The organism is Duganella lactea, assembly GCF_009857505.1.
Lineage (GTDB): Bacteria > Pseudomonadota > Gammaproteobacteria > Burkholderiales > Burkholderiaceae_D > Rugamonas > Rugamonas lactea.
Genome location: NZ_WWCP01000008.1, coordinates 1 through 21405 on the forward strand (window position 1 = coordinate 1; position 21405 = coordinate 21405).

A 21405-nucleotide genomic window follows, 5' to 3' on the forward strand; every position below is an offset into this window, starting at 1 on the left:
TTTGCAGGTGTGCATGGAAGCGACCGGCGTGTATTACGAGGCCGTCGCGACGGCGCTGCATGACGCCGGCTTCATGGTGTCGGTCGCCAATCCGAGTTGCGTCAAAGGCTTTGGCCAGAGCGAAAACGTGCGCAATAAAACCGATACCGCCGATGCGGCGCTGATCGCGCGCTATTGCGCCTTGATAAAGCCGGCCGCCTGGTCGCCGCCCCCCCGGGAGCAGCGACAGTTACGAGCCTGGTCGCAGCGACTTCAGGCACTCAAGGATATGCGTCAGCAGGAACATAACCGGCTGGAAAGCTATACCGTCAGCGGCATGACGGACGTGGCAGCGCATGCGCAAACGCTGATTGAGTGGCTCGACAAGGAGATCAAGCGTCTCGAGCAGACCATCGACGACCATATTGATGGCCACCCGCAACTCAAACGCGACGCCGAACTCATGACCAGCATCACCGGCATCGGCACCACCACGGCGGCCAGGCTGCTGGGCCAGTTCGGCGACATACGGCGCTTCACCAGTGCCAAGGCGTTCGCCGCATTCCTCGGCGTCACGCCCATGCAACGCAGCTCCGGCACCTCCTTGAAAGGGCGCACCATCATCAGCCGAAGTGGCAGTACCTCAATGCGCGCGGCGCTTTACATGCCGGGACTGGTGGCCAAGCGCCACAACCCCTTGCTCAACACCTTCGCAGAGCGGCTGACTAAAAATGGCATGTCAAACAAAGCGGTGATCAGTGCTGTCGTTCACAAACTGACGCATCTGATTTACGGTGTCATCCGTACTGGCAAGCCTTTCGACCCCAAATACTTATCGAAAAAGCTTGCCATTCAAGACGGTATCTGACACCGGTTTTTGCCTTACAGCTTGTAGCGCAGTGTCAGGGCGATGCTGCGCGGGGCGCCTGGCTGGCTCAGGTTGGGGCTGGAGCCGTGGCCGGAGATGATGTAGCCGGTGTCGCCGAGGTTGTTCAGGTTCAGTTGCACTTCATATTTCGTCGCCTGGTAGGCCAGCATGGCGTCGGCCGTCACGTAGCCCGGCAGCGTGACCGTGTTGCCGGGATTGGCGAAGCGGCTGCCCACCGCGTTGACGCCGCCGCCGACGCGCCAGCCGGCGCCCAACGCTTTCGTCAGCCACAGGTTGCCGCTGTTGCGCGCGGTGAGCGTGGCGCGCTTGCCTTGCACCCGCACGCGCGCGGCGGTGGTCGTGCCGGCCTGGTTGACGCTGGTGTCGAGCGCCACCGATTCGGTGATCTTGGCGTCGGTGTAGGCGTAGCCGGCCATCACGTTCCAGGCGTTGCCGAGGTCGGCGTTGAAGGTCAGCTCCAGCCCGTCCGAGCGCTGCTTGCCGATCGGGATGATGCGGTTGGTCAGCGGATCGGTCACCTTGATGTTGTCGCGCTCCAGGCGGTACAGCGATACCGTCGCGCTGGCGCGGCCGTTCCACAGGTCGTACTTGCCGCCCACCTCGGCGTTGCGGGTGGTTTCCGGCGCCAGGTCGGCGTTGTTGGCGGCCAGCGCGAAGTTTTCGCCGCTCGGCTGGAACGACCGGCTCCACGAGGCGTAGTACGATTGCTGCTGGTCCGGCTGCCACACCAGTCCGGCGCGCGGGCTCCAGGCGGTGTCGGTGCGGCCGAGGTTGGCCGTGGTGACGCCGGCGGCGGTCTGCAGCCGCGATTGCTGTTCGAAGCGGTCGTAGCGCGCGCCGAGCAGGGCTTTCCATTGTTCGTTGAACACCAGCGCGTCCTGCACGTAGCCGGCCGCGGTCTTGTAGGTGCCGTAGGTGTCGGTGCGCGCGCCCAGACGCGCCGGATCGACCACCGGCAGCACCGGGTTGAAGATCGAGACGTTGCTGGCGACCACCACGGCGGCGTTGGTGAAGGCGTCCTTGCTTTGCTCGCCGTATTCGACGCCGTACAGCACTTCGTGACGGACGCCGCCGGTGCTCAGTTGTTGCGTCAGCTCGGTCTGGTTGGTCCAGCCGTGTTCCTTGCGCACCAGCTTGGCGTGGCCCAGCGACATGGTGCCCGCCACTTCGTTGACGTTGCCGGAGATGTTGGTGTTGTTGCGGTCCAGCTTGTAGTCGTAGAAGCGCAAGCCGTTGCGCAGCGACAGCGTCGGGCTGAACTTGTGGGTCAGCGTGGCGGCATATGAGGTCACGCGCGACTGGCTGGTGTCGGCCAGGCTGGCGTTGGCGGCGCCGTAGTACTGGCTGGCGTCGACGTTGACCGGACGGCCCTGGTACGATGGAATGCCGAAGTCGGTCAGGCGGCGGTCTTCCAGGTAGTCGGCCTGCAGCAGCACCTTGGTGTCGGCCGATACGCGCAGCGCCACCGATGGCGCGATCGCGCTGCGGTCGAGGAATTGCTGGTCGCGGTAGCTGTCGGCTTTTTCGCGCGCGCCGGTCAGGCGCCACGACACGGTTTCGCCGGCGCGGCCGAAGTCGATCTCGCCGCGACGGCCGGCATGGTCGCTCAGACTGACGCTGAGGTCGTTGATGTCGGCGCCCGGTTTCTTGGTCACCCGGTTGACCAGGCCGCCCGAGGAGCCGCGTCCGTACAGCACCGCCGCCGGTCCCTTGACCACTTCCAGCCGGTCGATATTGGACAGGTCGCGGAAGTACAGCGCGTCGTCGCGGAAGCCGTCGACGAACTGGTCGCCGATGGCGGTGAAGCCGCGAATGAAGACCTGGTCGCGCTGGCCATCGCCGGTGGACAGGCCGACGCCCGGCACGGTCTTGAGCACGTCTTGCAGCGAGGTGGCGTGCATGTCCTTGATGACGGCGGCCGGGATGACGTTGACGGTCTGCGGCACGTCCCGCAGTTCCATGTCGGTCTTGGTGGCGCCGCACGAGTCGCGCGGCACGTAGCTGTGGGTGTCCTCCTTGGCGCCGGTCACTTGCACCACCGGCAACTGCTGGTCTTGCGCGTGCGCCACCGGCGCCAGCGCGAACGCCGACATCACCGCTGCGCTGACAGCCTTCATGCTTACACTCATTTCATCCTCGATTGCAAAACGTAAAGCGTCATTCTAATCGATAATGAGAATCAGTCGCAATAAAATGTTGCAAATCAGCGCTTGCGGTCTGTGTGAGAAGGTTTAAGATATATCGTAATAAGTTATATCTTAAGGAGTTCACCATGTTTCACCGTCATTCCCATCATCACCCACATGGCCCGCACGGCCATCCGCACCATGGCGGCGGCCACGGCCCGCGCGGCCGCGGTCCGAAAATGTTTGACGCCGGCGCCATGCGCTACGTCGTGCTGCAACTGATCGCCGAGAAGCCACGCCATGGCTACGAAATCATCAAGGAGCTGGAGCAGCGTTCCGGCGGCGGCTATTCGCCGAGCCCGGGCGCCATCTATCCGCTGCTGTCGATGCTGCTGGACATGGGCCACGTCGTGGCCTCGGCGGACGGCAACAAGAAGCTGCACACCATCACGCCGGAAGGCGAGGCGTTCCTGGCCGAGAACCGCCAGTTTGTCGACGCCATCCTGGCGCGCATGGCGGAAGGCGACGAGCACCGCGACGGCCTGCGCAGCGCCATGCACGAACTGAAGCACGCGGCCATCGAGCAGGCGCGCGCCGCCAACCATCAGCCCGAACGCATCGAGCAGATCCGCGCGATCCTGCGCCGGGCGGTCGAGGACATCAACGCCTTATGAGTGTCCCGTTGACGCCGGCGCGCGAGCGCCTTGTGTTGTGGTTGCTGGCGCTGACGCAGTTCACCGTCATCATGGATTTCATGGTGATGATGCCGCTGGCGCCGCAGCTGATGAGCGCCTTCGCCATCACGCCGGCGGCGGTGTCCGGCGCGGTGTCGGTCTATGCCTGGTGCGCCGGCCTGTCCGGCCTGGCCGCCGCCATGTACATCGACCGCTTCGACCGCCGCAAGCTGCTGCTGACGGTGTTCGCGCTGTTCACGCTGTCCAACCTGGCGTGCGCCGCCGCGCCCAGCTTCCAGGTGCTGGTGCTGTCGCGCGCCTTCGCCGGCCTGACCGGCGGCATTCTCGGCGCCATCGTCATGGCCATCATCGGCGACCTGATCCCGGCCAACCGGCGGGGCGCCGCCACCGGCATCGTGATGACCTCGTTCAGCATGGCCTCGGTGGCCGGCGTGCCGGCCGGCGTGATGCTGGCCGCGCACTACGGTTGGGCCTCGCCGTTCTACATTCTGGTGCTGTGCTCGCTGCCGATCCTGCTACTGGCCGCGCGCGTGCTGCCGCCGCTGGACAGCCATCTGCCCAACCGCACGCCGCTGTCCGCCATGCTGCCCGAGCTGGTCGCGTTGTACCAGGAGCCGATGCATCTGAGAGCGTTCCTGCTGTCGGCGGTCAGCATGCTGACCGGCATGCTGGTGATCCCCTTCATTTCGCCGGTGCTGGTGAGTAACGTCGGCCTGCGGCCGGAGGAGGTCAGCTACGTTTATCTGGCCGGCGGTGTGGCGACGTTCTTCACCGCGCGCAAGATCGGCGCCTGGTCGGACCGGGTCGGCGCGCACAAGGTGTACCGCATCGTCTCGGCGCTGTTTGTGCTGCCGGTGCTGTTCCTGACGCATCTGCCGGCGCTGCCGTTGCTGGGCGTGGTGCTGTTCTTCCCATTCTTCATGGTGCTGGCGTCGGGCCGCAATATTCCGATGCAGGCGCTGATGACCACGGTGCCCGAGCCGTCGCGCCGTGGCGCTTTCCTCAGCGCCAACGCGGCCATCCAGCAAGTCGGTACCGGGCTCGGCGCGTTGCTGGGCGGGTTGACCTTGCAGACGCAGGCGTCCGGCCATATCGATGGCTACGGCCTGAACGGCTGGATCGCGGCCGCGCTGGCCATGCTGACGGTGTGGTGGGTAGGGCAGGTGCGCGGCGCCGCACAGGGGAAGGCGGCGCCGGTGGAGAAGGCGGCTTAGTTGTCGATGGCGGTGCGCTTGCCGGGATGTTTCTCGCGGCGCCAGCGGCCCAGGCTGATGGCTTCGTCGCTGCTGGCGTCTTCGACCAGGATTTCATCGTCGCTGGACGAGACCAGGAAGCTTTCCCAGCGCAACGCCGCGTCGGCGCTGTTTTCGACAAAGCTGAACTGCCAGTAGCTTTTGCCGTTGAGCTTGCGCGGCGCCGGATCGTATTCCAGCAGGCCGCCGTGGGCCTTGCCGCCCGAGTTCTTTTCAATCGCCGCCGACCAGGCTTGCAGTTCCGGCAGCGCCATCAGCGCGGCCGCGCCCTGGTCCTTGGTGCGGATGGCCGGCGGTTCGCTCGGCGGCGCCGGGTCTTTGATCTCCGGCGGGCGCTGCGGCACCACGGCCGGTGCCGGCTTCTTGACCTGGGCCGTGCTGCTGGCGCTGGCGGGCGGCGCGGGCGGCGCCTGGACCGTCACCTGCTTTTCAACGGCTGGCGAGCGGGTGAACCAGGCTGCCAAACCCAGCGCGACGACGGTCGAAGCCACGCCGGCGATGACCAGTTTGCGGGAGGACTGCTTGCTTAATTCCATGAGGAGGGGCGCTGAGACTATTTTATTGTCGGCCATACTAAACTAAAGGCATGTGAGGGGCAACTTCTGCTCCTTTTTTACGCGCTTTTCATTGTTTCTATGGTATTAAATCGTGGCTATCCTATACTATTTTGGTATTCGTCCGGAGCAATAATTCATTGGCTGTTGAGGGCGGTTTTTCGTACCATCGTCCAGCACGAGTAAAGGATACGCCTGTGAACAAGAATATTGTGGGGATCGATTGGGGCACCAGTAACCGGCGCGCCTATCTGATAGATCAATCCGGCGCTTGCCTGGCCGAGCATGCGGACGATCAGGGCATGCTGGCCGTCGGCGGCCGCGACCGGTTCGGCGCCTCGCTGGCCGGCTTGCTGGCGGCGATGCGACTGCCATCGGATGTGCCGGTGATCATGTCCGGCATGGTCGGCAGCGCCTCCGGCTGGCAGGAAGTGGATTATCTCGACGCCTCGGTGCCACTGGCGCGGTTGCCCAGCCATCTGGCGGCCGTCACCGATCCGGCCTGGGCCGGCCGCGCCACCATCGTTCCCGGCTATGTCTACCGCGACGGCGGCGCCGCCGACGTCATGCGCGGCGAGGAAACCCAGCTGCTGGGCGCGGTCGCGCTGGGCCATCGCGACGGTTGGATCGTGCTGCCGGGCACGCACAGCAAATGGGTGTTGCTGCGCGATGGCGTGATTCAATCGATCGCCACCTACATGACCGGCGAGTTCTTCGCCATGCTGTCCAAGGGCGGCACGCTGTCCGCCATGCTGAGCGGCGACAGCGCCAACGCCGACGGCTTTGCCACCGGCCTCACGCAGGCGGCCACGCATGCGCCGCTGACCAATTCGCTGTTCCGCGTGCGCGCCGGCGTGGTGTCGCGGTCGGCGCCGGCCGAGCAGGCGGCGGCTACCATCAGCGGCCTGCTGATCGGCGCCGAATTCGCCGCCGCCGCGCGCGCCGCCGACGGGCTGGGCATCACCGTCATCGGTTCGCCGGCGCTGGCCGCCCGTTACGCCGTGGCCGCCCAACATTTCGGCTTGACGTGCGCGGTGCTCGACCCACATCAGGTGTATTGCACCGCCGTTTCCCAATTCCTTAAGGCTAGCTCATGACTACTGTATCCCATCCCACCACCCCGCTGGTCGCCATTCTGCGCGGTCTGAATCCCGCCGAAGCGGTCGATGTCGCCCAGGTGCTGCACACCGCCGGCTTCCGCGCGCTGGAAGTGCCGCTGAACCGTCCGGGCGCGCTGGAGGCGATCGCCGCCATCGTCGCGCTGAACCTGCCGGACACGCTGGTCGGCGGCGGCACCATGCTCACCGTTGAGCATGTCGAGGCGGTGTACGCCGCCGGCGGCCGTCTGCTGGTGTCGCCGAACTGCGTGCCGGCGGTGATCCGCCGCGCGGCCGAGCTGGGCATGTACTGCTCGCCGGGCGTGGCCACGCCGTCCGAGGCGTTCGCCGCGCTCGACGCCGGCGCCCACGCGCTGAAGATTTTCCCGGCCGAGTCGGTCGGCCATGGCGGCGTCAAGGCGCTCAAGAGCGTACTGCCGGCCGGCACCCCGGTGTGGCCGGTGGGCGGCGTGACGCCGGAAACGATGGCCGACTGGGTCAAAGCGGGCGCGACCGGCTTCGGCATCGGCGGCGCGCTGTACACGCCGGGCGTCACGCTGGCGCAGCTGAAGGAACGTGCTGAAGCGTTCGTCAATACCTGGCGCGCTTTGGCCGTATGATGGCGGTGGTCTACTTTACGGAATCGAACTGATGAGCAAGCATGATGTGCGCTGCCTGTGGGAAGCGGGCGCGCAACTGGGCGAAGGCCCGTTGTGGGTGGCGGAACAGCATCGTCTGTACTTTGTCGACCTGAAGAACCAGACGCTGCACGCGATCGAAGTCGACAGCGGCGCGCGCCGCAGCTGGGCGATGCCGGACTTCATCTGCTGGCTGATCGCGCGCCGCGACGGCGACGGTTTCATGGCCGGCCTGCGCGACGGCATCGCCCGCGTGTGGCTGGAGCCGGAGCTGCGCATCGAGTATCTGCACCGTCCGTTCGCCGAAGGCAGCGGGCTGCGCATGAACGACGCCAAGGTCGACAGCACAGGCCGCCTCTGGGCCGGTTCCATGCACAACACCGATTACGCCCAGGCGGTGGGCAAGCTGTTCCGTCTGGAGACGGATCACACGCTGCACGTGGCCGACGAGGGCTACCACATCTGCAACGGCCCGACCTTCAGCCTGGACGGCGCCACCATGTACCACACCGACAGTTTCGAAGGCCGCACCTATGCCTATCCGCTGTCGGCGGACGGCACGCTGGGCGAGCCGCGCGTGTGGCGCCAGTTCGGCGAAGGCGAAGGTTCGCCGGACGGCATGACGGTTGACAGCGAAGGCTGCGTGTGGATCGCGCAATGGGGCGGTGGCCGCGTCTGCCGTTATGCGGCGTCGGGCGAGTTGCTGGACACGATTCCGGTGCCGGTCCGCAATCCCGCCTCGTGCACCTTCGGCGGCGCCGACCTGAAAACCTTGTTCATCACCACCGCCAGCGAAGACAACACGCCGGAACAACTGGCGGCCCACCCGCTGACCGGCGCCGTGTTCGCGGTCCGCGTCGACGTGCCAGGCCTGCCGGCGGCGCGCTTCGGCTAAAATGCGGGCTTTAGCAATCGTGTCACGCCATGCAAAGCCCAGCGCCTAAATATCTCCACCTCGGCCCGGACGCAGACCTTCCCGCATTGGAAGGGCTGCGCCAGTTCAAAACCATCCTCGTCGCCGATGCCGATGTGCAGCAGACGATGATGTGGGAGGTCAGCCGCTGGCTGATCGAATCCGGTTGCCTGTACGCGCTGGCGTGGGGCAAGGATTGCGAGCAGTGGCGTGAGGCACTGGAAGACGCCGCGCTGGAAGCCGTCAACTACGAAGACCTGCCCGACGAGCGTCGCGTCCACGTCACCGCCCACGACGAAGACGACCTGGAAGAAGTCTTCTGGTTCGCCCGGCACCGGGCCTCGCATCCAGCCGAGCTCCAACAAACCCTCATCCTCCACATCGCCGCCACCCAGCGTCGCGAAGAAATCGAAGCTCAGTACCGCGACGCTTGATACCGATCATCGCCGATGCTGCGCGCTGGGGTGTAGCGGAAGCAGCGATCCTTTCCACGCGCAGTTGAAGGGCGGCGTTTTAATGATGAGCCGTCAGCCGGCTTGTTATTTCTCAAAGAGAAGCATTTCCGTCCGTGACACCATCGTAAACCTGTGCAGCCCGATGGTCGGATGCCCGTCTTGCGATGGACGTCACGATGGCAAAACGGCTGCTCTCCCACGAGTGCGAGTGAAGGATGCTGCGGCGCACCGACGCCGCGTGTGCGGGACGCTATCCCAAGCTCGCCGGCAGTTGCCTGGGCATTAGCGCCCGGCTGCAAAGCGCCCTGCCACGCGGATCACGATGCTAAGGAGCGATTGTGGAAAGCGACAGCGACTTTTTCAGCTTTATGACTCTGGCCAAGGAACTGGTGACCGACAACCGCCCGCTGCGGCTGCGGCTCGACCTGGCCGGCGGCGCCAACGACGACATGCTGCTGCCGCAGCGCGTCTACGGCGCCGAGACGATCTGCGGCGGTATTGAATACCGCGTGCTGTGCGTGTCCGGCAACGCCCAGCTACCGCTGAAGCAACTGATCGCCGTGTCGGCGGTGCTGGAATTCGTTACCGACCAGGGAGACTTGCGCAGCGTGTGCGGTATCGTCACCGAAGCCAGCTCGGGCGACAGTGACGGCGGCCTGGCCAGCTATCAGCTGGTGCTGCGCGACGCGCTGGCGATCCTGGAAAAGCGCAGCAACACGCGCGTGTTCCGCAACATGGACGAAATCGAAATCGTCCAGCGCATCCTCAACGAATGGCGGCATAAAAGCCCGGTGCTCGGCATCTGCTTCAAGCACGAGACCGACGACGCCTTTCACGTGCGCACTTACCCCAAGCGCGAATTCACCATGCAGCACAACGAATCGGACGCCGCCTTCATCCGCCGCCTGCTGAAGCGGCGCGGCATCGGCTGGTACATTCGCGCCGACGGCGATGCCCACACGCTGGTGCTGTTCAACAACGCCGACAGCCTGCGCCGGAACGCCGCCGGCACCATCCGCTATCACCGCGATAGCGCGACGGAGGAGCGCGACACCATCACCGCCTGGAGCGCGGTGCGCAGCCTGCAGCCCGGAACGGTAACGCGCCACAGCTGGGACTACATGAACCCGCAGGGCCGGGACTTCATGCTGGTGGACGCCCGCAGCGGCATTAACCAGGGCGTCAATGGCAACGAGCTGGCCGCCACGCTGGACGACTACCAGATCCTGCCGCCGCACGCCGGCGACGACCACGAAGACTTGTTCCGCTTCGGACAGTTGCGCATGAGCCGGCACGACTACGAATCGAAATGCTTCCATGGCGAAGGCAGCGGGCGCGACCTGTGCGCCGGCGAATACTTCACGCTGGCCGAGCACCCGGAAGTAGACCAGCATCCGCCGGAGGAGCGCGACTTCGTCGTCACCGCTTTGCAGGTAATGGCGCAGAATAACCTGCCCAAGGCGCTGGCCGCGCGCGTGGATGGCCTGTTCGCCCGCAGCCGCTGGATGCAAGGCGCCGCCGAGCAGCAGATGCAGCGCGAGGTGACGGACAAGGTGGCCAGCGGGCCGCTGCGTATGCACATCCAGTTCACCGCCGTGCGCCGCGGCGTAAAAATTGTCCCCGCCTTCGATCCGCGCGTAGATGTGCCGCAGGCGCAGATGCAAAGCGCGGTCGTCGTCGGACCGAAAGGCGAAGAAGTCCACTGTGACCGACTGGGGCGCGTGAAAATCCGCTTCCCCGGCACTCGCCCGGAGGACCACGAAGAAGCCGCCGGCTCCGGCGCATCCGATACAGAAACCGACTCCGCTTGGGTGCGTGTTGCCTCGAACTGGGCCGGCAACGGTCCCGGCGCATTTCAACAATGCGGCACCATCGGCCTGCCTCGTATCGGCACCGAAGTCCTGATAAATTTTCTGGGTGGAGATCCTGACAAACCTGTGATTGTTGGACAACTCTATAACCTGCAGGCGCATCCAGCTGCTTTAAGTCATCGGGGAGCTCTGCCAGAAAACCGCTATCTATCGGGAATCAAAAGTCGTGAAATAAATGGCAGTCGCACCAACCAGTTAAGGCTTGATGATACAAACGGGCAGATTAGCGCACAGCTATCGAGCGATCACGCCAGTACCCAGCTGAACCTCGGCTTTATAACCGATCCAAGAAGAGGCGATGTAGCTGCCGCGAGAGGAGAGGGTGGCGAGCTAATTACGGCAGAGTCGATCGCAGTCAGAGCGCGAAACGGCAAGGGTTGGATCGATATCAAAGCGAAGCAATGTTAGCGCTGACTCAGCATCTCATCGTAAAGCTTCTTCAGTCAGTTATATGAAAATTCTTCAACTAACGATAATTTGCCTCGCCGTTCTCGGCGCATGTGTGTGGGCCGCTCTCGGCATGAATTTACAGACTAAGGTGTTCAACATGGAAGAGCAAATCAAAACTGTGCCCTTGAAACCTGTCTGCCTTGGGCGATTTGTTCTGGAGGTGCCTACGCAAGCGGTGGTGACCTACCGTCGAGCCAATGTGGCTGGCTGGGCGATTGCAACTACGGTAGAAACTAATGAGGAATTCGAGGCAAGAATTCGTCAGAAGGAAGAGCTGCTTGCTTCCAAGCGAAACCAGCGCGATGGTGTTTCACTTGAGTTGGCGCACAAGGTCAAGACTGATCACTTAATAGGGAAAATATTTCTTTATGGCCGAACATGGATCGGTCTGATGAGAGGAGGAAAAGAGGTGATGACGGAGTCGGTATCGATTGATGCCTTGGTCAGAGCCGGTGGCGTCTCCTATGATTTTACGGCGGAACTACGGGAACCAGAAGAGATCCAACGATTGGAAAAATTGCTGCAGCAGCTTCAACCAGTGCATGAAGGAGAAGTTCCCACGAGTGCTGGTTTTTGCTTTGATCGAGGGATTCTTCGGGACCCGATAACGATCAATGATCATGAACACGTTTCGCTTTTCTGGGGGACGTTAGAGCAGCCTGATCTGGCCGCCTCGTTAAGCAGTTTTGCCGGCGCTAATGCGGGTAGAACGCTGTTACAGCGACATGCTTCCAACGACATACTGCAGGAGTATGCGTCACATTTTCATGATCTACGCATCGGCTCGCGAGTGATCAATGGCCTTCCTGGTGAAGAGATTCTTCAACGAGTGGATGAACTCAATGGTGTGAAGCTACAGGACTTTAGATGGGAATCAATTACTGATGAAGGAGATGTTTTCCTGCCCAAGCTAACTTTAGAGCTGACCACTGGCTTTGGTAAGCCGGGGAAACCGGTGAATTCGAGTTTGTCCGATGCGGAGGCGCTGGCCTTGTGGGACCAGATATCGTCAAGTTTGCGTCGTCGCCCAGTGCGTTAATTCATACGAACTATGGTGCCGCTGCCGTGAACTGTCCAAAAGAGGAATACAAATGAAGAATGTCATCAGGATCGGCGACCCAACCTCACACGGCGGTAAGGTTGTTGAAAGCGGCGCCCCGCATTTCACCGTCAGCGGAAAGCCTGTCGCCTTGATCGGCGACAAGTGTATTTGCCCGATGACCGGGCATCAGAACTGCACGATCGCCAGCGGCAACGCCAAGCATCAGATCAACGGCAAGGCGGTAGCCTATGATGGGGACAAGACCAGCTGTGGTGCCGACTTGATCTCGACGATTGGCACGTTCTCATCGTCATAGCCCAAGGCCATCCAGTCCTTCGTTTGTGGTGATGCAATTCTTGAGTTTCCATGCGGATGCTAGCGCACCAGCGCCTTTTGCACGCGCCACGATAGCGGCAGTGTCAACAGCAGCAACCCCGCCAGCGCGCACAACGCCACCGACACGCCCATCACATCGCCGAGCCGTCCGAACAGCACCGGCGACAGCGCGCCCGCGCCGATGGTGCCGGTGTAAAACCACGCAAACGCCTGTTCATGCTTGCCGGCCGCCGCCAACTCCGGCACCACGCCATACAGCACCGATGAGGTGCCGTTCAACGCCAGCCCCAGCAAAGGCAGCATGATCATCACGCCGCTCAACGGCAACCACACCGCCAGCAGGATGCACAGCGACGTCAGCGACTCGGTCGCCCACACGGTCTTCATCATGCCGATGCGCGCACCCAGATAGCCGCAGAACAGTTTGCCAAACGCGCCGCCGACAAACAGCAGCGACAAGGCGATGCCGATGCCGGCCGTGCCGGCGCCCTTGTTTCGCAACAAGAAGGGCAGGAAGGTCAGGAAACCCATGCGCACCGCGCTGTCCAGCGTGCCGGTTGCCAGCAGCGCGCGCAGGCCGCCGACGGAGCCTTCGCCATGCGACACCGGCTTGGCCTTCGCGCGTCCGGCCGTGGCATGCGACGGCAGCAGCCACCACAGCAATGCGGCCGCCGCCAGCCCCAGCACACCAATCAGCATCACGCTGGTCTGCCAGCTGACCCCCACCAGCAACAAGCCCACCGCGCCGGGGATCAAAGTCTTGCCGATATCGCCGGCAAAGTTGTACTGCGACAGCGCTTCCTTGACGCCGCCGCCGGCCGCATACGCATCCGTCACCAGCGACGACGCCAGCGGGTGTTGCGTGCTGGCGCCCAGGCCGCCCAGCATCAGCGCGACCAGCAGCATCGGCAAGCCGCCGGCCATGCCGGCGATCAGGTAGGCGACGCCGGCCAGCGCCGTGCCGCCGATCAGCATGCGCTCGCGTCCCCAGCGCCGCGCCAGCCGGCTGGCCAGCAGCTGGAAGCTGGCCATCACGCCGGAATACGACGCGCGCAGCAGGCCGATCATCGCGTAGCTGATGGCGAATTGCGTCTGCCAGATCGGTAGCAAAACATAAATGAGATCGGTGAGGCCGTCATGCACGGCATGCGCACCGCTGGCGGCGAAGAGGGCACGTCGACGAGCTGAAGTAGTCATCCGTCGAGTGTACAAGAAAAAAGCCCGCGTCGCCGAAGCGGCTGCGGGCTTTGATAGCAGGCCAGGTTGGCCGGCCGGCAGAATTACATCATGCCGTCCATGCCACCCATACCGCCCATGCCACCCATACCGCCCATGCCGCCGGCTGGTTTGTCTTCGGTGACTTCGGCAACCATGCAGTCGGTGGTCAGCATCAGGCCAGCGATCGACGCGGCGTTTTGCAGCGCCGAACGGGTTACTTTGGCTGGGTCCAGCACGCCCATTTCGACCATGTCGCCGTAGGTGCCGTTGGCCGCGTTGTAACCGTAGTTACCCGAGCCAGCCAGAACGGCGGCAACCACCACCGACGATTCTTCGCCGGCGTTTTGCACGATCATGCGCAGTGGCTCTTCCATGGCGCGCAGCACGATCTTGATACCTGCGTCCTGGTCCGGGTTGTCGCCTTTCAGGCCTTGGATTTGAGCGCGGGCGCGCAGCAGGGCAACGCCGCCGCCTGGCACGATGCCTTCTTCCACGGCAGCGCGGGTCGCGTGCAGCGCATCTTCAACGCGGGCTTTTTTCTCTTTCATTTCAACTTCGGTGGCAGCACCGACTTTGATCACGGCAACGCCGCCGGCCAGCTTGGCCACGCGTTCTTGCAGTTTTTCGCGGTCGTAGTCCGAGGTCGCTTCTTCGATCTGCACGCGGATTTGCTTAACGCGGGCTTCGATGGCTGCGGCTTGGCCGGCACCGTCGATGACGATGGTGTTTTCTTTGCCGACTTCGATACGCTTGGCTTGGCCCAGTTCTTCCAGAGTCACTTTTTCCAGCGTCAGGCCGACTTCTTCAGCCACCACTTGACCGCCGGTCAGGATGGCGATGTCTTCCAGCATGGCTTTACGACGGTCGCCGAAGCCTGGGGCTTTCACCGCAACGGTTTTCAGGATGCCGCGGATGTTGTTGACCACCAGGGTCGCCAGCGCTTCGCCTTCGATGTCTTCAGCGATGATCAGCAGTGGACGGCCGGATTTGGCGATCTGTTCCAGGATAGGCAGCAGGTCGCGGATGTTCGAGATTTTCTTGTCGCACAGCAGGACGAATGGGTTGTCCAGAGCGGCAACTTGTTTGTCCTGGTTGTTGATGAAGTATGGCGACAGGTAGCCGCGGTCGAACTGCATACCTTCAACGATGTCCAGCTCGTCGTTCAGCGATTTGCCGTCTTCCACGGTGATCACGCCTTCCTTGCCGACTTTTTCCATCGCTTCAGCGATGCGCTCGCCGATCGACGAATCCGAGTTGGCCGAAATCGAGCCAACCTGGGCGATTTCTTTGGTGGTGGTGCATGGACGGGCGATGGCGGCGATCTGCTCAACGGTGGCGGCGACGGCTTTGTCGATGCCGCGTTTCAGGTCCATTGGGTTCATGCCGGCGGCAACGAACTTCATGCCTTCGCGCACGATGGCCTGGGCCAGCACGGTGGCGGTGGTGGTGCCGTCGCCGGCGTTGTCGCTGGTGCGGGAAGCAACTTCCTTGACCATTTGCGCGCCCATGTTCTGCAGCTTGTCTTTCAGTTCGACTTCCTTGGCAACGGATACGCCGTCCTTGGTGACGGTTGGGGCGCCGAACGAACGTTCCAGCACCACGTTGCGGCCTTTCGGGCCCAGGGTGACTTTAACGGCGTTGGCCAGTACATTGACGCCTTCAACCATTTTGGCGCGCGCTGCGTCGCCGAAGATTACTTCTTTAGCTGCCATGTTTATTACTCCTTGAGGTGTTAAGTGGGATCAGTTCAGCCAAGTATTACTTGACGACGATCGCCATGATGTCTTCTTCGCGCATGACCATCAGTTCCTGGCCATCGACCTTGACGGTCTGGCCGGCGTATTTGCCGAACAGGACGCGGTCGCCTACTTTGACATCCAGGGGACGCACTTTGCCGTCTTCCAGGATCTTGCCATTGCCAACCGCCAGGACTTCGCCTTGGTCTGGTTTTTCAGCGGCCGCATCAGGGATGATCAGGCCGGACGCAGTTTTGGTTTCCTGGTCGAGGCGTTTGACGATTACGCGATCGTTCAAAGGGCGAAGGTTCATTCAAAACTCCTTAATTTTTAACAATGGTACAGTTGGTTGTCGAAGCAATCAGATTGCTTCGACGGAAATTTAACCGATGGATTGTTAGCACTCCATCGCATCGAGTGCTAATTATAGGGACGACCTTGGTCCATTTCAAGGCGTGCGAGCTTGAGTATCATCAAAAAAGCCAGAAAATAGTATCGATATGACTACAACGCCTGTTCCGCACCGGGAATTTGACCCACCTGAGGCGTTGCGCGGCGCCATCCGGTGTTTCGGGCACACGCGCCGGGAATGTGACGGAACACGCTTTGAGATCATTCCGGACGGTTATGCGGAGATTGTCTTCCACTTCGGCGGATGTTGTCTGGATGGTAAGCCGCTGCCGTCGCCGTTTTTGATGGGGCAGCTCAACCAGCCGCTGGCGCTGACCACCGCCGGACCGCTGGAGGTGATCGGCGTGCGCTGCTATCCGTGGACGGTGTTTGACGTGCTCGGATTGCCGCCGGGCAGGGACGGCCTGCGCGTGTTCGAGCATCCGGTGGCGCGGCTGCAGGGCGCTTTGCAGGCTTGCGTGGCGGCCGGGCGCATCGAGGATGCGGTGGCGCTGTTGGCGCGATATTTTCTGCATGCGCGACCGGCGGCGGTGGACGGCACGGTCTTCAAAGCCGGCGTGGCGATGCTGGAGGCGCGCGGCGCGCTGGCTGTCAGCGCGGTGGCCGCCGCCGCGCATGCGACCGTGCGCACGCTGGAGCGCAAGTTCAAACAGTCGTCCGGCCACACGGTGAAGGATGTGGCCGGCCTGATGCGCTTCGAGCAGGCGCGCAACCGTTTGTGGGCGGAACCGCGAACCAGCCTGGCCGCGCTGGCGCAAGCACTGGGCTACACCGACCAATCGCATTTGAGCCGTGAGTTCAAGCGCTACAGCGGCATGACGCCGGCGGCGTTCGCGCGCAAGCGTCGCCCTTAATTTGTCGCGTTTATACAAGCCGCGCCGCGCCATCGTCCATAGACTGGCGGGCATGGATACTACTTATGATGTGATTATTTCAGGCGCCGGCCCGGTCGGCTTGTTTCTGGCTTGCGAGCTGGCGTCGGCTGAATGTTCGGTGCTGGTGCTGGAGCAGGCGGAAGATCCGCATTCGCCGTTGAAGCAAATGCCGTTTGGTCTGCGCGGTTTGTCGGCGCCGACCATCGCGGCCTTTGAGCGGCGCGGTCTGCTCGATCAGTTGGAAACGTCGAAGCGCGTCAAGCAGGCGGGGAGTCATGTGGCGTCCGCGCAGGCGGGGCACTTCGCCGGCCTTCCGTTCTTTTATGGCGATATCGATAGCGCGGGATGGCCCTCGCCAGCCAGCCTGCTATCCGAGATGGCGGAGACGGAGGCCGTGCTGACGCGCCGCGCCTTGTCGCTCGGCGTTGAGATAGTGCGCGGTGTCGCCGTAAGCGGCGTTGAGCAGGATGCGCACGGCGTCCTGGTGCAAGCCGGCGAGCGTGCTTTTGCTAGCCGCTGGCTGGTGGGCTGCGACGGTGCGCGCAGCGTGGTGCGCAAAGCGGGCGGCTTTGAATTCGCCGGCACGGAGCCGGAGTTCACCGGCTACACGATGCAGGTCGACATAGCGGATGCCGAGCGGCTCCAGCCGGGGCGCGTCATGACGCCGGCCGGCATGTACGTGCAGTCGCAGCCGGGCTACTTTGCCGTGCAGGATTTTGACGGCGGCGCGTTTCATCAGACCGGCCAGCCGGTCACGCTGGCGCAGGCGCAGGCGGTGCTGCGGCGTATCTCGCAGACCGAGGTGACGATCACCGCGCTGCATGCCGCCACCACTTGGAGCGACCGCGCGCGTCAGGTGACCAGCTATCGCAACGGGCGCATTCTGCTGGCGGGTGACGCCGCGCATATCCACTCGCCGCTGGGCGGGCAGGGGTTAAACCTCGGCATTGGGGATGCGGTGGATCTGGGCTGGAAGCTGGCGGTCACGCTACGCGGCGATGCGCCGGAAGGGCTGCTGGATACCTATCACGCCGAACGGCATCCGATCGGCGCCCAAGTGCTGGACTGGTCGCGCGCGCAGGTGGCCATTATGCGCCCCACGCCGGAGGCGCGGGCGCTGCGGGCGATCTTCGGTGATTTGCTGAAGACACGCGACGGCGCGACTTACATCGCCGGTCGCGTGTGGGGTATCGCGGCTAAGGATTGACGCGTAGCTGATACACCGGGACGACCGTCACGCCGCGCACCTTGGCCATCTGCCTGGCGCCGCCGAAGTCCGGACGTGCTTCCTTCGGCAGATAGATCGGCGCATCGGCGCGCAGTGGCAGGACCGATACCGTCAGCGGCTTGTCGAGCAGCGCGGCCTGTTGTTTCAGGCCGAACTGCCATTGATAGCCGCTGTAGTACCAGTCGTCGAGCATGCGGGTGCCGGAATACAGACGGCCGATGTCGCCGACGAAGTCGATCTGCAGCAGCGCATCGTCCAGCCCTCTCAGTTGCTCGCGCGGGACGTTGATCTGCCACCCGCCGGCGGCCTTGAAGTTCTCCGGCAGCGGTTGCATCGCCGCCTTGGCGTTGCCGCCGATGGCGACCGGCGCCGCGTCCGTGGCGTTGCGCGTCTGCGTGACGCTGACCTTCACATCATGCGTCGGCAGCGTGGCTTCAAAGACCTGGAAGATGCCGTCATTGTCCGCCGCCTGCACCGCGACCGTGGCCGTTACCGGCTTGCCGGTCCATGCCGCGCCGGTCGTCGTGGCCTTCGGCGCCGACGGCAGCGCAGGGTAGAGCGCGAAGCGGAACTTGCTGTCGCCGACAGAACGCATTTGCAGCGCGTTGTCATCGACGTAGGCCTGATCGGCGCTGAGCAGCAGGCGCCGCTGGCCAGCCAGCCGCACCACGCTCAGTTGCTGCGACTGTTCCGGCGTCAGCACCACGATGGTCAGCGGAGGCTTGCCGTCGCGGTGCACGGTGACCGCCACGCCGGCGCCGGGCCGCACGCCGGTGATCAGGGTCTGGTTGCCACCGGTGGTGATTTGCGCGCCGTCCGCCGAGGCGTGCGTGCCCTCGTCAAACGACAGCTCGACCGGCACGCCGGGAATGGCGGCGAACACCGCCAGCAAGCCGGCCTTGCCCTGGTCCAGCAGCGTGACCGGTTGCGCGGTGGCGTAGCGCAGATTGGTGCCATCCAGGTCCAGGTTCAGTGGCCAGATGAAGTACGCGCCATCGGCGATATCCACCGGTTGGCTTGGCAGCGTGATGGTCTGGCCGGGCAGCTTGACGGCGAACTGCGTTGCCTTCTGCGCCGCCATCGGATACTGGCGCACGTGGTTGTTCACGAACAGGAAGCCGCGATCCCCTTCGCTGCGAACGGCGAAGCGCGCGGTCTTCAGGTCATCCGGCTTGGTCGGCGACACCTCGGGCTTGCGCACGGTCATCGGCGCCAGCTTCGCGCCGAAGGCTTGCGTGAACAGGTGGAAGGGACGCAGCTTCTCCAGCACCTTGCGCTGCTGGCCATCCGGGCCAAGCGGCGCCTGGAAGTCGTAGCTGATCATGGTGGTGTCGTTGTAGCCGCCACTGAGCGTGCTTTCTTCCATGCCGGTGCCGCCGATGCCCAGCGGATTGCGGCCGCCATGGAACATGTAGTAGCCCATCAGATTGACACCGGAGCCCAGTTGCACCGGCAGCATGGAGGCGATATCGTCCGCCGACACCACGGTGCGGCGGCGATACATGAACGGCAGGCCGCCGCCATATTCGGCGCCGAGGAACGGCGTCACGTCCTTGTCGGTTTCCGCAGTGCCCGGCGCGTGGGCGGCGGTTTGCGCGCCCAGGTCGCCGCTGACGCGGGTGTCGAAGCGGAAGGCATACGTCTCCTTCGGCGGCAGCTCTTTGGTGCTCACGCCCCAGGGCTCGTCGGGATAGCCGCCGAAGACCGGCGTCACTTCGCCGCTCGGGTAGATGGTGCCGTCCCAGCCGGTGACGGTGTAGTAGGGCACATCCATGCCGGCCTTCAGCGCCAGCTTTTTCAGCGCGCTGATATGCGCCGCGCCTTGGTCCGGACCATCGAGGTTGTATTCGTTTTCCAGCTGGATGCCGATCACGCGGCCGCCGTCCTTCCACAGCTGGCCCTTGATCTGCTGGCCGATCTGCTGATACAGGCGATCGACGAAGGCCATGTATTGCGGGTCGTTGCGGCGCGACGGCATGGCGTTGATCACCCAGTCCGGAATGCCGCCGTAGCGCACTTCGGCGTGCACCCACGGACCGACGCGCACCACGACGTCCAGGCCGGCCTCGGTGGCCAGCTGCACGAAGCGGCGCAGGTCACGGTTGCCGGACCAGTCGAATTTTCCTTCCACTTCCTCGTGGTGATTCCACATGACGTAGCTGGCGACGATGTCGATGCCGGCCGCCTTCATCTTGCGCAGTTCCGCTTCCCACATCGAAGCTGGCGTGCGGCTGTAGTGGAATTCGCCCATGATCGGCAGCCATGGGGCGCCGTTGCGGGTCAGGTAGCGGGCGTTGGCGCCGAGGGTGTCGCCATTCGGGGCGGTGGCGCTGCCGAGACGCAGCGCGGCGGCGAGAGGAGCGGGTGTGGCGGCGCTGGCGTCGATGGACAGGGTATCGGCGTTGGCAGCGGTGGCCGCCAACACACCCGCCACCACCGCCGCGCAAGCGCGCAGGCGGAACGACATTACCATTCCGCGACGCTGCCGTCGTCGTGACGCCACACCGGGTTGCGCCAGTCCGGCGCGTTCTTGCAAGCTTCGATCACGCGCGCTTCGTCCACTTCCACGCCCAGGCCTGGTTTCGGCAGCGGGTTGCAGTAGCCGTCGATGATCTTGAAGTCTTCCTTGTTGATGACGTAGTCCAGCAGTTCGCCGCCCTTGTTGTAGTGGATGCCCATGCTCTGCTCTTGCAGCACGGCGTTGTACGACACGAAGTCCACCTGCAGGCAGGCCGCCAGCGCGACCGGGCCCAGAGGGCAGTGCGGCGCCAGCGTGATGTCGTAGGCTTCCGCCATCGAGGCGATCTTCAGGCATTCGGTGATGCCGCCGGCGTGCGACAGGTCAGGCTGCACGATCGACAGGCCGCCGGCCGCGAACACGTTCTTGAATTCGAAGCGCGAGTACATGCGCTCACCGGCGGCCAGCGGGATGGAGGTCATCTCGGCCAGGCGCGGGTAGTATTCGGCCTGCTCGGCCAGGACCGGCTCCTCGACGAACAGCGGGCGGAATTGTTCCAGCTCGCGCAGCAGCGTCTTGGCCATCGGCGCGGCCACGCGGCCGTGGAAGTCCAGACCGAATTCGATGGTGGTGCCGAAGGCGTCGCGGATTTCGGCCACGCGGCGCACCGCTTCATCGACCTTGGCCGAGGTGTCCAGCATGCCCAGTTCCTCGGTGCCGTTCATCTTGAAGGTGTTGAAGCCGCCTTTTTGCAGCGTGCGGATTTGTTCGATGATGTCCGATGGGCGGTCGCCGCCGACCCAGCTGTACATTTTCATGCGGTTGCGCACCAGGCCGCCCAGCAGTTCGTAGACCGGTTTGCCCAGCATTTTGCCCTTGATGTCCCACAGCGCCTGGTCGATACCGGCGATCGCGCTCATCAGGATGGCGCCGCCACGATAGAAGCCGGCGCGGTACATGGTCTGCCACAGATCGTTGATGCGGGCGGGGTCCTGGCCGATCAGATACGGCTCCATCTCCTGGACCGCCGTCTCCACGGTGCGGGCGCGGCCTTCGATGACCGGTTCACCCCAGCCGACGACGCCTTCATCGGTTTCGATTTTCAGCAGCATCCAGCGCGGTGGTACACGGTAGGTCGTCAGTTTTGTGATTTTCATAGAAGTCAGGTCTGGGTCGAGTTC

General features: G+C 63.7%; 18 protein-coding genes and 1 pseudogene. 12 read left to right on the forward strand and 7 right to left on the reverse strand.

Translation table 11 applies throughout. The annotated features are described in order from the left end of the window. Nucleotides 1-847, forward strand: an 847-nt coding sequence (locus GTP44_RS09165) for an IS110 family RNA-guided transposase (protein ID WP_229256852.1), incomplete at its 5' end; no start/stop codon positions are given. A 14-nt stretch (nt 848-861) separates the two neighbouring features. On the opposite strand, the gene GTP44_RS09170 is transcribed toward GTP44_RS09165, so the two are convergent. Next, nucleotides 862-2985, reverse strand: a complete 2124-nt coding sequence (locus GTP44_RS09170; RefSeq protein WP_371867188.1) for a TonB-dependent receptor — start codon at nt 2983-2985, stop codon at nt 862-864. A gap of 155 nt (nt 2986-3140) precedes the next feature. Here GTP44_RS09170 and GTP44_RS09175 point away from each other — a divergent pair, with 155 nt between their 5' ends. Continuing rightward, nucleotides 3141-3668 carry a PadR family transcriptional regulator gene (locus GTP44_RS09175; RefSeq protein WP_161019197.1) on the forward strand — a complete coding sequence of 176 codons (528 nt, stop codon included), beginning with the start codon at nt 3141-3143 and terminating at the stop codon, nt 3666-3668. Then, nucleotides 3665-4903: an MFS transporter gene (locus GTP44_RS09180; RefSeq protein ID WP_161019198.1), complete on the forward strand. Its 1239-nt coding sequence runs from the start codon at nt 3665-3667 to the stop codon at nt 4901-4903. The genes GTP44_RS09175 and GTP44_RS09180 overlap by 4 nt, the downstream gene beginning before the upstream one ends. Here the strand turns inward: GTP44_RS09180 and GTP44_RS27470 are convergent. Then, nucleotides 4900-5478: a hypothetical protein gene (locus GTP44_RS27470; protein ID WP_229256853.1), complete on the reverse strand. Its 579-nt coding sequence runs from the start codon at nt 5476-5478 to the stop codon at nt 4900-4902. The genes GTP44_RS09180 and GTP44_RS27470 overlap by 4 nt on opposite strands. A 215-nt stretch (nt 5479-5693) precedes the next feature. On the opposite strand from GTP44_RS27470, the gene GTP44_RS09190 reads away from it, so the two are divergent. From GTP44_RS09190 to GTP44_RS09220, 7 genes are all read left to right on the forward strand, one after another. After that, nucleotides 5694-6593 carry a 2-dehydro-3-deoxygalactonokinase gene (locus GTP44_RS09190; protein ID WP_161019199.1) on the forward strand — a complete coding sequence of 300 codons (900 nt, stop codon included), beginning with the start codon at nt 5694-5696 and terminating at the stop codon, nt 6591-6593. Further along, a complete protein-coding gene (locus GTP44_RS09195; protein WP_160989379.1) occupies nt 6590-7213 on the forward strand; it encodes a 2-dehydro-3-deoxy-6-phosphogalactonate aldolase in 624 nt (207 codons plus the stop codon). Before GTP44_RS09190 ends, GTP44_RS09195 begins: the two co-directional genes overlap by 4 nt. Nucleotides 7214-7244: 31 nt before the next feature. Further along, the gene (locus GTP44_RS09200; protein ID WP_161019200.1) at nt 7245-8126 is read left to right on the forward strand and encodes an SMP-30/gluconolactonase/LRE family protein; all 882 of its coding nucleotides are present in this window, start codon (nt 7245-7247) and stop codon (nt 8124-8126) included. 29 nt (nt 8127-8155) lie between these two features. Further along, nucleotides 8156-8578, forward strand: coding sequence for a DUF7684 family protein (locus tag GTP44_RS09205; protein ID WP_161019201.1), 423 nt, complete (start codon nt 8156-8158; stop codon nt 8576-8578). Between the two features lie 359 nt (nt 8579-8937). Continuing rightward, nucleotides 8938-10878 (forward strand): type VI secretion system Vgr family protein, encoded by a 1941-nt coding sequence (locus tag GTP44_RS09210; protein ID WP_371867189.1) that lies wholly within the window; start codon nt 8938-8940, stop codon nt 10876-10878. A gap of 139 nt (nt 10879-11017) precedes the next feature. Further along, complete coding sequence (locus GTP44_RS09215; RefSeq protein ID WP_161019202.1) at nt 11018-11959, forward strand: T6SS immunity protein Tli4 family protein; 942 nt, start codon at nt 11018-11020, stop codon at nt 11957-11959. Nucleotides 11960-12011: 52 nt separating this feature from the next. Beyond that, the gene (locus GTP44_RS09220) at nt 12012-12278 is read left to right on the forward strand and encodes a PAAR domain-containing protein (RefSeq protein ID WP_160989375.1); all 267 of its coding nucleotides are present in this window, start codon (nt 12012-12014) and stop codon (nt 12276-12278) included. Between the two features lie 59 nt (nt 12279-12337). Here the strand turns inward: GTP44_RS09220 and GTP44_RS09225 are convergent, their stop codons facing one another. The 3 genes from GTP44_RS09225 to groES all read right to left on the reverse strand — a co-directional run bounded on the left by GTP44_RS09225 (nt 12338) and on the right by groES (nt 15565). Then, on the reverse strand, nt 12338-13495 hold the full coding sequence (locus GTP44_RS09225; protein ID WP_161019203.1) for an MFS transporter: 1158 nt from the start codon (nt 13493-13495) through the stop codon (nt 12338-12340). An 83-nt stretch (nt 13496-13578) separates the two neighbouring features. Beyond that, on the reverse strand, nt 13579-15228 hold the full coding sequence (groL, locus tag GTP44_RS09230; protein ID WP_160989373.1) for a chaperonin GroEL: 1650 nt from the start codon (nt 15226-15228) through the stop codon (nt 13579-13581). Nucleotides 15229-15274: 46 nt separating this feature from the next. Then, entirely contained in the window at nt 15275-15565 is a 291-nt protein-coding gene (gene groES / locus GTP44_RS09235) for a co-chaperone GroES (protein WP_008451606.1), read from the reverse strand. Nucleotides 15566-15752: 187 nt separating this feature from the next. Here groES and GTP44_RS09240 point away from each other — a divergent pair, with 187 nt between their 5' ends. After that, a complete protein-coding gene (locus GTP44_RS09240) occupies nt 15753-16517 on the forward strand; it encodes a helix-turn-helix domain-containing protein (RefSeq protein ID WP_161019204.1) in 765 nt (254 codons plus the stop codon). 52 nt (nt 16518-16569) lie between these two features. Further along, nucleotides 16570-17739, forward strand: a pseudogene (locus GTP44_RS09245) (FAD-dependent monooxygenase); the annotation flags it as partial. Here GTP44_RS09245 and GTP44_RS09250 read toward each other — a convergent pair. Then, nucleotides 17735-20233 (reverse strand): beta-galactosidase, encoded by a 2499-nt coding sequence (locus tag GTP44_RS09250; protein WP_161019206.1) that lies wholly within the window; start codon nt 20231-20233, stop codon nt 17735-17737. The pseudogene GTP44_RS09245 and the gene GTP44_RS09250 overlap by 5 nt on opposite strands. Continuing rightward, the gene (gene dgoD / locus GTP44_RS09255) at nt 20233-21381 is read right to left on the reverse strand and encodes a galactonate dehydratase (protein WP_161019207.1); all 1149 of its coding nucleotides are present in this window, start codon (nt 21379-21381) and stop codon (nt 20233-20235) included. Before dgoD ends, GTP44_RS09250 begins: the two co-directional genes overlap by 1 nt. Nucleotides 21382-21405 lie beyond the last annotated feature (24 nt).

Bases quoted from the DNA above. Each gene is read 5' to 3' on its own strand.
- GTP44_RS09170 (WP_371867188.1), bottom strand. From the start codon at position 2,985: ATGAAGGCTGTCAGCGCAGCGGTGATGTCGGCGTTCGCGCTGGCGCCG.
- GTP44_RS09175 (WP_161019197.1), top strand. From the start codon at position 3,141: ATGTTTCACCGTCATTCCCATCATCACCCACATGGCCCGCACGGCCAT.
- GTP44_RS09180 (WP_161019198.1), top strand. From the start codon at position 3,665: ATGAGTGTCCCGTTGACGCCGGCGCGCGAGCGCCTTGTGTTGTGGTTG.
- GTP44_RS27470 (WP_229256853.1), bottom strand. From the start codon at position 5,478: ATGGAATTAAGCAAGCAGTCCTCCCGCAAACTGGTCATCGCCGGCGTG.
- GTP44_RS09195 (WP_160989379.1), top strand. From the start codon at position 6,590: ATGACTACTGTATCCCATCCCACCACCCCGCTGGTCGCCATTCTGCGC.
- GTP44_RS09200 (WP_161019200.1), top strand. From the start codon at position 7,245: ATGAGCAAGCATGATGTGCGCTGCCTGTGGGAAGCGGGCGCGCAACTG.
- GTP44_RS09205 (WP_161019201.1), top strand. From the start codon at position 8,156: ATGCAAAGCCCAGCGCCTAAATATCTCCACCTCGGCCCGGACGCAGAC.
- GTP44_RS09215 (WP_161019202.1), top strand. From the start codon at position 11,018: ATGGAAGAGCAAATCAAAACTGTGCCCTTGAAACCTGTCTGCCTTGGG.
- GTP44_RS09220 (WP_160989375.1), top strand. From the start codon at position 12,012: ATGAAGAATGTCATCAGGATCGGCGACCCAACCTCACACGGCGGTAAG.
- GTP44_RS09225 (WP_161019203.1), bottom strand. From the start codon at position 13,495: ATGACTACTTCAGCTCGTCGACGTGCCCTCTTCGCCGCCAGCGGTGCG.
- groL (WP_160989373.1), bottom strand. From the start codon at position 15,228: ATGGCAGCTAAAGAAGTAATCTTCGGCGACGCAGCGCGCGCCAAAATG.
- groES (WP_008451606.1), bottom strand. From the start codon at position 15,565: ATGAACCTTCGCCCTTTGAACGATCGCGTAATCGTCAAACGCCTCGAC.
- GTP44_RS09240 (WP_161019204.1), top strand. From the start codon at position 15,753: ATGACTACAACGCCTGTTCCGCACCGGGAATTTGACCCACCTGAGGCG.
- GTP44_RS09250 (WP_161019206.1), bottom strand. From the start codon at position 20,233: ATGTCGTTCCGCCTGCGCGCTTGCGCGGCGGTGGTGGCGGGTGTGTTG.
- dgoD (WP_161019207.1), bottom strand. From the start codon at position 21,381: ATGAAAATCACAAAACTGACGACCTACCGTGTACCACCGCGCTGGATG.